This is a genomic window from Pseudoflavonifractor intestinihominis (genome assembly GCF_040096055.1).
GTDB classification, from domain to species: domain Bacteria; phylum Bacillota; class Clostridia; order Oscillospirales; family Oscillospiraceae; genus Pseudoflavonifractor; species Pseudoflavonifractor intestinihominis.
Genome location: NZ_JBBMFK010000012.1, coordinates 103908 through 115785, shown reverse-complemented (window position 1 = coordinate 115785; position 11878 = coordinate 103908). Strand labels below are relative to the sequence as shown.

At 54.2% G+C, this 11878-nt stretch carries 12 protein-coding genes and 1 tRNA gene; 6 read left to right on the top strand and 7 right to left on the bottom strand.

The window, feature by feature from the left end; genetic code table 11:
* Positions 1-232 precede the first annotated feature (232 nt).
* The 6 genes from WMO64_RS08975 to WMO64_RS08950 all read right to left on the bottom strand — a co-directional run bounded on the left by WMO64_RS08975 (position 233) and on the right by WMO64_RS08950 (position 5860).
* A complete protein-coding gene (locus WMO64_RS08975; protein ID WP_349231748.1) occupies positions 233-1255 on the bottom strand; it encodes a DEAD/DEAH box helicase family protein in 1023 nt (340 codons plus the stop codon).
* Between the two features lie 14 nt (positions 1256-1269).
* Complete coding sequence (locus tag WMO64_RS08970) at positions 1270-3027, bottom strand: site-specific DNA-methyltransferase (RefSeq protein WP_349231747.1); 1758 nt, start codon at positions 3025-3027, stop codon at positions 1270-1272.
* An 18-nt stretch (positions 3028-3045) separates the two neighbouring features.
* Complete coding sequence (locus WMO64_RS08965) at positions 3046-3480, bottom strand: hypothetical protein (protein WP_349231746.1); 435 nt, start codon at positions 3478-3480, stop codon at positions 3046-3048.
* A gap of 30 nt (positions 3481-3510) precedes the next feature.
* On the bottom strand, positions 3511-3717 hold the full coding sequence (locus WMO64_RS08960) for a helix-turn-helix domain-containing protein (protein ID WP_349231745.1): 207 nt from the start codon (positions 3715-3717) through the stop codon (positions 3511-3513).
* A 660-nt stretch (positions 3718-4377) separates the two neighbouring features.
* Positions 4378-5040: a sigma-70 family RNA polymerase sigma factor gene (locus WMO64_RS08955; RefSeq protein ID WP_349231744.1), complete on the bottom strand. Its 663-nt coding sequence runs from the start codon at positions 5038-5040 to the stop codon at positions 4378-4380.
* Entirely contained in the window at positions 5021-5860 is an 840-nt protein-coding gene (locus WMO64_RS08950; RefSeq protein ID WP_349231743.1) for a helix-turn-helix domain-containing protein, read from the bottom strand. Before WMO64_RS08950 ends, WMO64_RS08955 begins: the two co-directional genes overlap by 20 nt.
* Positions 5861-6089: 229 nt before the next feature.
* Between WMO64_RS08950 and WMO64_RS08945 the strand changes: the two genes are divergently transcribed.
* The 3 genes from WMO64_RS08945 to WMO64_RS08935 all read left to right on the top strand — a co-directional run bounded on the left by WMO64_RS08945 (position 6090) and on the right by WMO64_RS08935 (position 8699).
* Positions 6090-7469 (top strand): DNA primase family protein, encoded by a 1380-nt coding sequence (locus WMO64_RS08945; protein WP_349231742.1) that lies wholly within the window; start codon positions 6090-6092, stop codon positions 7467-7469.
* Positions 7470-7549: 80 nt separating this feature from the next.
* A complete protein-coding gene (gene mobV / locus WMO64_RS08940; RefSeq protein ID WP_349231741.1) occupies positions 7550-8533 on the top strand; it encodes a MobV family relaxase in 984 nt (327 codons plus the stop codon).
* On the top strand, positions 8520-8699 hold the full coding sequence (locus WMO64_RS08935) for a hypothetical protein (RefSeq protein WP_204886078.1): 180 nt from the start codon (positions 8520-8522) through the stop codon (positions 8697-8699). Before mobV ends, WMO64_RS08935 begins: the two co-directional genes overlap by 14 nt.
* Positions 8700-8940: 241 nt before the next feature.
* Here the strand turns inward: WMO64_RS08935 and WMO64_RS08930 are convergent.
* Positions 8941-9017, bottom strand: a tRNA-Pro gene (locus tag WMO64_RS08930).
* 208 nt (positions 9018-9225) lie between these two features.
* Between WMO64_RS08930 and WMO64_RS08925 the strand changes: the two genes are divergently transcribed.
* The 3 genes from WMO64_RS08925 to rsmA are packed head-to-tail and all read left to right on the top strand — an operon-like array spanning position 9226 to position 11849.
* Positions 9226-10275: a M23 family metallopeptidase gene (locus WMO64_RS08925; RefSeq protein WP_294522155.1), complete on the top strand. Its 1050-nt coding sequence runs from the start codon at positions 9226-9228 to the stop codon at positions 10273-10275.
* 52 nt (positions 10276-10327) lie between these two features.
* The gene (locus tag WMO64_RS08920; protein WP_349231740.1) at positions 10328-10921 is read left to right on the top strand and encodes a site-2 protease family protein; all 594 of its coding nucleotides are present in this window, start codon (positions 10328-10330) and stop codon (positions 10919-10921) included.
* Positions 10922-10979: 58 nt separating this feature from the next.
* A complete protein-coding gene (gene rsmA, locus WMO64_RS08915) occupies positions 10980-11849 on the top strand; it encodes a 16S rRNA (adenine(1518)-N(6)/adenine(1519)-N(6))-dimethyltransferase RsmA (protein ID WP_349231739.1) in 870 nt (289 codons plus the stop codon).
* The last annotated feature ends 29 nt before the right edge of the window (positions 11850-11878 follow it).

Here is an 11878-nt window from a genome sequence, read left to right as displayed (position 1 = left end):
GTGTCGCGACTTCATTCTACCAGAGATCTGCAAACCATGTCTCTTTTTCTTTTTGCGAAACTTATTCTACCTTATCAATTAGATTCAATCCGAAATATGAGTTTAATATTGAAATTATTATTATCCCATCCTGCGAAAATATAATTTCAGGATATAGGTCAGCCTGAGCGAACTCCCAATAGAAGTAACGGTCAGCAATGTGTTTGCTGACCGTTACTCCTATTTAGAACGTTTATTTTATTTTTTGTGTCGTATAATTATCCAAATGTTTGCCGCAAGAACCGATAATAATTTTGTGCGCGTTGCTATCGTAGTAAAAATAGATTCTCAAAAACCTGTTGCTTGTAGGAACAGTTTCATTTGTTTTTATATGGGCCTGAATATCTATCTCTTTTCCATGGTAGACATCCCCATACACATCGGCCTGAGACTTGCGGTTATAGACGATGACCGGCAGCTTGACCATATTGGCCTTTTTCAGCCGTGCAGCGTCCACAAAAGAGATGATGTTGCTTTTCTTCTTGGGGGTGGCGGTCAGGTCAAACACAAAGCTGGGATTGAAGTTTTGCAGCATTTCCACGCTCAAATCCGAAGTGGCATGGTGGCTCTCGTCCACGATAACCACCGGATTCAGATAGCGGATCACCTGGATCAGCGCCGTCTCATCGGTGTCAGCCAGTAGAACCGACGGATCGTCCATCCACTTGGCAAACTCGGCCAGATAGCCGTTCTCCTGATAGGCTTTGCGGCCCTCCTTTTTGCTGGTGCGGAAGGAATCATAGCTGAGAACAAACAAAGAAAGCTGTTCCGTCACAGCGGAAGGGGTAAAGTTCTGCCCCATGAGGGCCTGCTCCTTGGAGTACACCTGTACCCGCCCGCCAAAATCCACATCCAGCCGCTGGCGATAGGGATGGTCGTGATTTTCCAGCGTCTTGCGGGTCTGGGTCAGAATGGCCTCGGAGGGCACCAGCCATACAACGGCCTTGGCCCGGCGCTGAGGCATGGCATCAAAAATGGTCCGCAGAGAACTGGCGGCAATATAGGTCTTGCCGCCGCCGGTGGGCACCTTGGCACACACATGAGGCACACCGGGAAGTACATTCACATAATTCGGCATACCGCCGAAGCCCACCAGAACATTCTTTTCGTTCCAGAGGACCTGATACGCCTTTGCCAGGTTTTGCAACTCCACCACCAGCTCCAGGTAGCGTGCAAGATCGGCAATGACTTCTTTTTGATAGGATTTCAGTTCCATTTCTTCACGCTCCTTTACAGCCGGGCAATATCTCGGGGGATTTTCTTAAAGGTGATATTGTGCTTGCGCAGTGTCTCCTGCGGGATGGCGCATAGGTCGGCATAGATGGTGTAGCCCTCGGCTTTTGTCTGGACGGTAGCTAAAAAGGCATGGTCCAGCGTAGTGACATGTTCCCGCTCATAGTAGAAGTAATAGGCGGTGTTGCGGCACAGGCCCATGAAGTAGGGCTCATCCGTGGGCTGTTCGGCGGGCAGGGGCTCTTTGGTCTCCATGTAGTAGACGTATTCCCGGATTTTCTGCGGGCCTACGTCTTCGTTGAGGTTGCCGTCCGGCAGCAGAAGCACAGGCCCCAGCTCATAGTAGCTGAAATTGCCGCCGGTGCCTTCCACGGCTTTTTTGTCCTCGCCGTAGCCGTCAATCACCCGTTTAACACGCTCGGTGGTGATGCTGTCGGCGTAGTCCATCATTTCCACAAGGATGAATTTACGGTTGCCGCCGTCGGCCTTGTTCATGTTCAGCACAGCGTGGGCGGTAGTGCCGGAACCGGCAAAGGAGTCGAGAATCAGAGTATCTTGATTACCTGCAATCGTGAGTACATATTCCAACAATCGGCGGGGCTTAGGTGTGTCAAAAGTTGCTTTCCCATTGAAAATTGCCAGCATCTCTTTTTTGGCTTCGTCCGTATGTCCTGTCTCAGAAAACGGCCAAAAATTAGTAGGAAGTTTTCCACCTACATTTTCAAGGTATGTTTTTCGGGCAATACCGCCTTTTCCGCCTTTAGTAAAAAAGAAACGAGGCCACTGACCGCGCTTGTATACCTCTTTTGCTCGTACAGCAGATTCTTCCAAAGATTTTGACAAAACGATAGCCTGAACCCCTTTGCGCACTTCAGATTCTGGAACACCGCATACAGCAGCGCGTTCCTTTGCGTCATTCAGGTCCCGTAGTTCATAATCGCACCAGCCGCGCATTGTCTCTAACATAACATCTTGTGAATATCTCCAGTGCGCTCCATTACTTGGATAAAGTAATTCTCCAGTCATAGGGTGTTGGATAGCGTAAACCATTCCTTGATGGGTTGAAGCATCTGCTGCAAAGGCATTGTCAGATCTCCATGGGGCATAATCGTTATCTGGATTCTTATATTTAGCATTCATTTCGGCTGTTCTTGGAAGTTTGTTAGGACTCCAGCCTGGCTGTTTACTGTAAACAATCAGGTGCTCCACTTCGTTCACAATCCCTTTGGAGTCGTTTCGAGTTGAATATGTCCGTTGCCATGAAATATTTGACACAAAGCAATTACTTCCAAAAATTTCGTCGCAAATCAGTTTCAGATTGGCATACTCGGTATCATCAATACTGATAAAAATAACTCCGTCATCCGCTAGCAGTCGCTGCAACAGCTTCAGGCGGGGATACATCATGCACAACCATTTATCATGCCGGGAAAGATCCTCGCCTTCTCTGCCCACCACTTCACCCAGCCATTTTTTGATCTTGGGGTCATTGACATTGTCGTTATACACCCAGCCCTCGTTGCCGGTATTGTACGGAGGATCAATGTAGATGCACTTCACCTTGCCCTCGTACCGGGGCAGCAGGGCTTTCAGTGCCTCCAGATTGTCACCGTGGATAATCATGTTTTCGCTGCCGTTGTTTTCAGCGTGCTGTCCGGCTTCGTCATAGCTGTACTGGCGCTCCAGCACCCGGTACGGTACCTCCTGGTGGTGGTTTACCACTTTATCTTTTCCAATCCATTCAAGTGTTGGCATATTGGCTCTCCATTCGATTTACAAAAGATTTAGCTGTGCCTCGGTGAATATTCCACTTTTCCTCAGCAACTTTTTCAGGCATTCTTTATATGTCTCACTTACTGCGGCACGAACTGCCTCTTTCAGGTATACGATTCCAACCATGATTTGAAGCTGCCGGTCAAGCTCCTGCAAATTAACCTCAGCATAGAACTCCGCATTTACTTGGTAGACATACACTCCGGTAAGTAAGGTTGTATTATTGATAAACGCACCGTATTCTTTCAGATATTCCTGCAAAACTGTCCATTTTCTACTCTTATCTTGTGTTTGAATTGCAGAAACGGCCTTCGATGCTTTTTGATCCGCCATGATGACTGTATGGGTTATTTCGGCAGCCTTTTTTACGTACCCTATCATCTTGGTGGCATTTTCTTGCGCTTGAAAATCTATTTTTTGATCCATATCAAACATCTTAAGAAATCTCCTATGCAATAAATATACTTATACCTGGGGAAGTAAATCGACAATATCCCCGATATTGACTCCCAACACACCGCAAATTTTCCCCAGTGTTTCTAATGTCACTTCTTCATCGCGGTTCAGTTTTGTCATGGTATTGGGAGCGATTCCCGCTGCTCGGCGTAAGTCTGCCTTGCTCATTTTCCGATCAATGAGTAATTTCCAGAGCTTATTGTAAGAGATGGCCATATGGGTACCTCCGGTCAGAGAATTCGACTATTTTATTATACCAGATATAGGGGTTTGGGACAATCGGTTTTCGCACTCCAATACGAAAATCTCCAACCAAGACCGAGGGTTCTGCAAGGCTTCCACGTATGCTTTGCCCAGCCGCCGCTGAACAAAAACAGGCACAGAAATCTGCCCGCTACCCGGGCAAATCTCTGTGCCTGTTTTACCTGTTCAGGTAGGAGCGTATCCAGCGTGCGGAAGCAGGATGGATAGCCACTGCATGGACAGGCGGGGTGTCCAGAGGGGCATAGCCCCTTTGGCTCTGGGTTTCCAATAGGGGCGAGCAGCACCCCTGTTGGCAAAGGGAGTCCAGAGGGGAACAGCGTTCCCTTTGGCGGAAGGTTTCCAAAGGAGGGCAGCGCCTTCCTTGGCACACGACTTTCCCTCGGAAAGTCTAGTGTGTTATACCTTTGCTTCCGGCTGTCGCCGGGAAGGGGTTGGCTGCGGCATCTGCAACTTGGGCAGATGGGCAGCGGGCAGACACTTCTCGGCGGCAGTAGGGCAGGCGGATTTTGTGCGATCACGGACGAAATCGGGATTTGCACAGAGGGCAAAATCCGCCTGACTGGAAAAGGAAGCAAAGGTATATCATCCCCCGTCCCGCCGCAGCGAAACGCACTAATACCACCAGGGTAGCTCCAGCCATAGGTTGTCCAACGCCTGTTCCTCGGTGCGCTTTGCCCGGCTTTCACCGAGGTGAAAATGCAGCGCCGTCCCAAGTAGGGGATGGGCTGTATCATCCGCAAAGCCAAACCGATACAGGAGATAGGTTTGCTCTCTGGCAGACAGCTTCCCAAGGGCTTGATACAGCTCGGAAAGTTCCTCCTGCTTGATGTAAATTTCCTCTGGAGAATGTGCCAGAGGATGGGAAATGGCCTCGATGCGCTGGGCCTGTTCTTCCTCGCTCCGCACATCTTCCAGACGGATGATCTGAATGCCCAGTTCGTTTTCACCATGCACCACTTTTTGCTCAAACTGGGCAAATTCCGCCCGGATCAAATCGGTCATGGCGTTGCGGATGGCAGGGGCCGCATAAGTCAGAAACTTTATGCCCCGTGCAGCGTCAAACCCCGCAGCGGCGCTCAACAGGCCGATGCTACCCTCCTGGACCAAATCTTCGCAGTCCACGCAGAGATTACTTTGGGCAAGGTTCATGCTTCGGTACAGTTCTCCGGCGGTCTTACGGAGAAACCCCGCGTTTTGCTCCACCAGCAGACTGCGGGCTTCGGTATCCCCTTTTTGAGCCAGGGCGCACAGCTGCTCATTGGTTCGGTTCTTCATCTGTATGTGACGCTGGCGGTGCTAAGGTGCTTTCCAAGAATGTCTGGATTGCCTGCCCGAACTGATTTAGAGCATCCAGATTGACGCCATCCATGCCGGACACGCTGCTTGTAACCGCCTGTGCAATCTGCTCCGGTGTGATGGATGGGCTTTGCATATCCTGGCCCTTGGTCAGCTCGGTAAACATCTTCTGGGTGACGGCTTTAGAGAGGCTTTTGGCGGCATCCAGATCGTTTCCTACCTCTTGCTTGACTTCCCGCACCGCCGCCATAAATTGGTTTTGAATGGTGGTCAAGTCGGCCTGATAGGGTGGCACTTTCAGGCGGTTTACCTCTCTAGCCGCTTGCACGGCGGCGTCGGTCCGCACAGCCCCCATCAGCATGGAGCGGAGGGTGGTCATCATCTGGTTTTGAAGCGCATATCCCTCTGCCAGTGTATCGTCCAGATATTGGCCGATCAGATAGGTCACCTCCGCAAAGCGGGGGCTTTCCAAAAGCCGATTGACCACATCCGGCTGCACCTTGCCCAGATACAGATTTTTAGCCGCCTCCACGGACAATCCCAGCTCGGAAATCTCATAGTTTTTACGGTCCGGGATCTCTGTCAGCCCCAGCAAAAAGTCGGTGGATACCTGGAAGGTCCGGGCCAGGCGGAGGACCTGCTCATGGCCCAGCTTTTCCACCTTTCCAGTCAGAAAACGGTTTAAGGTACTCTCGGTTACGCCTATTTTCACGGCCAGATCCGCCTGAGAAATCTTATGGTATTTCATCAAATCCACGATCCGGGTCCGAAGGTCTCCCGGCAGAAAAACTGGTTCCATAAACGCTCCTCCTTTCTCAATCAGCCTGTCTCCACTGTATCGGGGAGCACTGAAACGATTCAACAATTTTCTATGCTGCACCGCCCTGTGGTCTTGCATTTCTGCAAGATGGCAGGGCGGATTTTTTTATTTCCTGCATTTTCGCCTGTTTTTTAGGTCTATAGCCTTTTTCTTCGTATATTCAGGCAGACAGGCAGAAACCTACCACACTTTAAGGAGGGATAGATCCATGAAAAATAAACAGAAGCCTGAGGGAATGCCTATCTGGTTCGATGGAAAAAGCATTAACGAAGCCCTGTTTTGTGAGGAGTTCTTGCAGACACACAAGATCATCTTCACAAACGGGGCTTTTTTCACGCCAGAAGGCCGTGTCACCGATGAACTGCCTTTGCGGGGAGAAATCTTTGAGGAATTGAAGTGTTGCGCCGTCAGCAACGTCCCCCGCAAAATCAGCAACATTGTAGAGCTGATGAAGCTGGCGGCGCTGGTGGAGGATTTTCCACCGGAGCCGGATCGGATTCATCTGGCAAACGGCACCTTATTCCTGGACGGTACCTTTGAGGAAAGCAAACCTAATATTGTCCGCAACCGTTTCCCTGTGGCCTACCATCCTAACGCTCCGAAGCCCGTCCTTTGGCTGCAATTTCTGGATGGCCTGCTTCACCTGGAGGACATTCCCACCTTGCAGGAGTATATCGGCTATTGCCTGATTCCCAGCAATAAGGGCCAAAGGATGATGATTCTCAAGGGGAACGGTGGTGAAGGCAAGAGCCAGATTGGCGCTGTAATGGGGCATTTATTCGGTGTGAATATGAAGGACGGCAGTATAGGAAAGGTATCGGAGAACCGATTTGCCCGTGCGGACCTGGAGCATATCCTCCTGTGCGTGGACGACGATATGCGGATGGAGGCCCTGCGCCAGACCAACTATGTAAAATCCATTGTTACCGCCCAGGGCAAGATGGATTTGGAGCGCAAGGGCAAGCAGAGCTATCAGGGATGGATGTGCGCCCGGCTGCTGGCCTTCTCCAACGGAGATTTGCAGGCACTGTTTGACCGGAGCGACGGATTTTATCGCCGCCAGCTGGTGCTAACCACAAAGGACAAGCCTGCTAACCGTGTGGATGACCCAGATCTGGCCGAAAAGATGAAGGCCGAGGTGGAGGGCATCCTGCTCTGGGCCTTTGAGGGGTTACAGCGGCTGGCAGCCAACAACTTCAAGTTTACCGAAAGTGAGCGCACCAGAGAAAACCGGGAGGCAGTCAAACGGGACAACAACAATGTGTTCGATTTTCTGGATTCGGACGGATATATCCGGCTGAAAGCCGATGCTTCCGCCAGCTCCAAGGAGCTGTACGAGGCATATCAGATTTTCTGCACCGAAAACAGCCTGCTTTCGCTAAAACCCCGCAGCTTCAGCGATGCTCTCATCGCCAACCAGAGCCGCTACCATCTGGAATACTGCAACAATGTGACCAATGCCGCCGGTCGGCGTGTGCGTGGATTCCTGGGCATCGAGGTGCTGGTGAGAAACAATATGTCGGTGTTTTCCGGTGATTCGCTGCGTACGTGCGTACCGGAAGATGTGCCGGAGGAGTGGCGGCGCTGACCATGTACGCACGTACGCAGTGATTGACGGCTCTTCACTCTTTATACAGCAATTTGTCTATCAAACAGGAGGGGTCAAACATGGATCAGGCACAATATGGGATTATGCGGTTTGCCAAGTACAAGGGGCCGGAAATCGGGAACATTGAGGCCCGCAATGAGCGCACCAAGGAAAAATACGCCAGCAACCCCGATGTGGACGTTAGTAGAAGCAAGTACAATTTTCATCTAGTGAAGCCGGTGCAGCGATACCGCACAGAGGCAGAAAAACAGATTGTCGCCGCTGGCTGCTGCACCCGAAAAGACAGCGTTCGGGTGGTGGAGGTGCTGTTTACGGCCAGCCCGGAGTTTTTCAAAGGAAAAAAACGGGCAGAGGTTCGAGCCTACTTTGAGGAGGCCCTGCGATTCTTTGAGCAGCATCAGAATAAAGCGAATATCATATCCGCCGTGGTGCATATGGACGAGAAAACGCCCCATATGCACCTTTCTTTTGTCCCGCTGACTGCGGACGGTAGGCTGAGCGCCAAGGAAATCGTCGGCAATAAGAAAAAGCTGACCCAGTGGCAGGACAACTTCTGGTCCCACATGGTCCAAACATACCCGGAACTGGAGCGTGGCGAGAGTGCCAGTCAGACTGGGCGGGACCACATTCCACCCAGGGTGTTCAAGGAGATGACCCGATTGACCAAGCAGAAAGCCAAGCTGGAGGAACTGCTGGCCGGTATTGGAGCATTTAACGCCAAAAGCAGAGCTGCTGAGATTGCGGCACTGCTGGACAAGTATATCCCGGCGGTGGAGCAGATGCACACCACGATGAAGAAGTATCAGGTGGTGTTCACGGCCACTACCGCCGAGAACAAAAAGCTGAAACAGGAGAACGCACAGCTGGAGCAGTCTCTGGACAAGGCCACCAAAGAAAGCACATTGAAGCAGCTGGCCGACGCCAAACTGCGGCGAGACTATGCGGATGCCGTCGCTGTGCTGGATCGTATCCCCAAGGAAGTGTTAGATGTATATGCCCGTGGAGACCACGGGAGAGAGGAGCGGCCTATTGAAGAACGGTAAAAAGAAAAAGCTGAACGATTATGGTACCGGCATCCCGCAGCATGAGATGGAGGCGCTGGCCCGTGTGCTACTGCCGGAGATCGAAAAGTTTTACGCCAGCGAAGAAGGGCAGCGCCGATTTGCTCAGTGGCAGGCTGAGCAGGCCAAGAACCAAAAGACCAAGTGATTGCCTGTAAGCTGTGATCTACATTAAAAACGAAAACACAAGGAGGTCTGCAAAAGAACTGCTATGGTTCCTATCATACACCGGAATTCGACAAAAATAAATCGAAAAAGGGCGAACTTTCCTCGGCTAGAAGGAAGGTTCGCCTTTTTTTTGTTTATCGGGTCAAATTTAAGTTTTCAGTAAAAAGAAGAAATCCGAACGCATCCCCCACACGGAAGATGCAGTTCGGATTATCCTCTTTTGGTCCGAGTGGCGGGATTCGAACCCACGGCCTCTTGGACCCGAACCAAGCGCGATACCAAGCTTCGCCACACCCGGATATGAACTTCCTGCCTGCACTGCAAAGAACATGTCCTGTACAGACTGCAATTTATTATAGTGATTTTGCCGCCAAATGTCAAGGCAATTTTTCCGCTGCCAGGGAGATATTTTCCGCATAAGACAGGCGGAAAGCGAATAGGGATAATACACAGGAAAATGGACGGGCAGCGGTTGCGGTACGCCAGAGAAGGGGAGGACACAGGGCATGGAGAGCGCATATCGTCAGTGGGAAAAGCGGCGGGAGCGGCGGCAGGGTAGGCCGGCAGAACGGCGGAGCGGGAAAAAGGTGGCGCTGGCGCCCAGAGAGTGCCGGAGGCTGGTCCAGCTGGGCGTGTGCATTGCACTGTTCCTGGTGGTGTTTGTGGGCAAGGGTGTGTTCCCAGAGCAGATGCTGGCGGCCCGGGAGAAAATCGTCCAGGTGATCCAGGGCGACACGGACTTCCGGGCGGCATTTGCCAGCCTGGGGCAGTCCATCTCGGAGGGAGAGCCGGTACTGGATACCCTGGGGGCGCTGTGGATCGACGTATTTGGCGGGGAACAGGTGGAGCTACCGGACAGCGGCTGGGAGCCGCTGCCGCTCTACACGGAGACAGTGGCCAAACTCCAGGGCGGCGTGACGGTCCAGGGTATGTTGGATCTGGAGTTGGACACAGCTGCTCCTCCGGCGGAAGAAGCACCTGCGGAGGAGCAGCCAGTGGCCAGCCCAACGCCTGCGGAGGATACCGTCCAGCCCCAGCCTGACGCGGCAGAGGACGCGGTGCAGCCCACGCCGGTACCGGACGTCATCCACGTGGACTACGATGGCCCGGCGCTGCCTGCCAACGCCACAATGGACCAGTATAACCTGGGTCTGGCTGCAACCATCTCGCCTGTGGATGGAGCGGAGGGCTGGTGGGTGTCCTCGCCCTACGGCTGGCGGGAGCACCCGGTGGACGAGGAGGAGAAGTTCCACAACGGTGTGGACCTGGCGGTCAACACCGGCACTAGCATAAAAGCTTTTGCGGACGGCGTGGTGGACTATATCGGAGACAGCCCGGTCTACGGCCTGTACACCCAGATCGACCACGGAAACGGCGTCACCTCTTTTTATGCCCATTGCAGTGAACTGCTGGTGCAGCAGGGGCAGACGGTGTCAGTGGGCGACGTGATCGCCCTGTCCGGCGCCACGGGGAACGCCACCGGGCCCCACCTACACTTTGAACTGAAGAAGGAGGGAATCCTGCTCAACCCCCTCTACTATATCCCCAGCGCGTGAGGTGGGCATGCTGAGGTGGGGGAGAGCTGAGGTATCGGGCGGCTTTCTGCTGTTGGCAGCGCTGCTGTGGTATCTGGACGAGGACGGAACGCTGCTGCTGGCCGGGATAGCCTGCCTGCTCCATGAGCTGGCCCACTGTGCGGCCATCTGGGTCCTGGGTGGGAAGATCGCCGGACTCAGGCTGTCGGTCACCGGCGCGGAGCTGGTCCTCTCCGGGACCCGACCGCTGGGGCATACGGCTCAGTTCCTGGCGGCGGTATCCGGGCCTGTGGCCAACACGGCGGCGGCCCTGGCGGCGGCCCGATGGGCGGAGCGGGGCGGGGGAGAGGCACTGTGGGTCTTTGCGGGGCTGAATCTGGGCCTGGCGGGCTTCAACCTGCTGCCCATGTCCCAACTGGACGGCGGTCGGGCGGTGCGCAGCCTGGCCGGAATTTTTTTGCCCGAAGCAGCCGCGGACGGATTGGCGGCCGCGCTGTCCTGGATTACTAGGGTGGGGATCCTGGCGCTGGGCGGTCTGCTGTTCTGGCGGAATCAGGCCAATTTCACCATGCTGCTCACCGCCCTCTGGCTGGTGTATGCCAACAGCCGGAGCCGGGGCGGCCTGCGCACGGCAAGACGGCGGGACAGGACGGGAAGAAAACGGTGACAAACAGGGGAGAGCCTGATATAATCCTTGTAGAAGCAAACAGAAGCGAGGATGAGTCATGGACCTCTGTAATGTAAACGACATCAAGGCCCTGCTGGGACGGCATGGATTCCGTTTTTCCAAGAGCATGGGGCAGAACTTTCTGATCGAGGACCGGGTTCCCCGGGACATCGCGGCGGCCTCCGGCGCCGATAAAGACTGCGGCGTACTGGAGATCGGCCCGGGCATCGGACCCCTGACCGTCCGGCTGGCGGAGCGGGCCGGACGGGTGGTTTCAGTGGAGCTGGACAAGGCGCTGCTTCCGGTGTTGGCCGAGACGCTGGCCGGGCGGGATAACGTGGAGATCGTGCCGGGAGACATCATGAAGCTGGACATCGCCGCCCTTGTGGCGGAGAAGATGGGCGGCCTGAAGCCTCTGGCCTGCGCCAATCTGCCCTACAATATCACTACGCCGGTGCTGACCGCCCTCATTGAGGCGGGCTGTTTCCAGGCCATCACGGTGATGATCCAGCGGGAGGTGGCCCTGCGGATCTGTGCCGCGCCGGGCAGCGGGGACTACGGCGCTTTCTCGGTCTACTGCCAGTACCACACCGCGCCGGAGCTGCTCTTCGACGTGCCGCCCGACTGCTTTATCCCCGCGCCCAAGGTCACCTCGTCGGTGATCCGGCTGGTGCCCCGGCCCGCGCCGGAGGAGGTGAAGGACGAGAAGCAGTTCTTCCGGCTGGTGCGGGCGGCCTTTGCCCAGCGGCGCAAGACCCTGCTCAACGCCCTGTCCTCCGCCTACGGGAATCAGCTGAGCAAGGATGAGCTGCGGGACGCCATCGCCGCCTGCGGCCTGCCCGCCGACGTGCGGGGCGAACGGCTGGGGATCTCGGAGTTTGCAGCGTTGGCCGACGGGCTGGCGCAGCGGATGGCGGGAAGAGATTAAAAAAATGGCTCCTCTCACATGAGAGGAGC

Coding starts and splice junctions, on each gene's coding strand:
- WMO64_RS08945 (WP_349231742.1), top strand. CDS start 6,090: ATGAAAAATAAACAGAAGCCTGAGGGAATGCCTATCTGGTTCGATGGA.
- WMO64_RS08950 (WP_349231743.1), bottom strand. CDS start 5,860: ATGGAACCAGTTTTTCTGCCGGGAGACCTTCGGACCCGGATCGTGGAT.
- WMO64_RS08925 (WP_294522155.1), top strand. CDS start 9,226: ATGGAGAGCGCATATCGTCAGTGGGAAAAGCGGCGGGAGCGGCGGCAG.
- mobV (WP_349231741.1), top strand. CDS start 7,550: ATGGATCAGGCACAATATGGGATTATGCGGTTTGCCAAGTACAAGGGG.
- rsmA (WP_349231739.1), top strand. CDS start 10,980: ATGGACCTCTGTAATGTAAACGACATCAAGGCCCTGCTGGGACGGCAT.
- WMO64_RS08960 (WP_349231745.1), bottom strand. CDS start 3,717: ATGGCCATCTCTTACAATAAGCTCTGGAAATTACTCATTGATCGGAAA.
- WMO64_RS08965 (WP_349231746.1), bottom strand. CDS start 3,480: ATGTTTGATATGGATCAAAAAATAGATTTTCAAGCGCAAGAAAATGCC.
- WMO64_RS08975 (WP_349231748.1), bottom strand. CDS start 1,255: ATGGAACTGAAATCCTATCAAAAAGAAGTCATTGCCGATCTTGCACGC.
- WMO64_RS08955 (WP_349231744.1), bottom strand. CDS start 5,040: ATGAAGAACCGAACCAATGAGCAGCTGTGCGCCCTGGCTCAAAAAGGG.
- WMO64_RS08970 (WP_349231747.1), bottom strand. CDS start 3,027: ATGCCAACACTTGAATGGATTGGAAAAGATAAAGTGGTAAACCACCAC.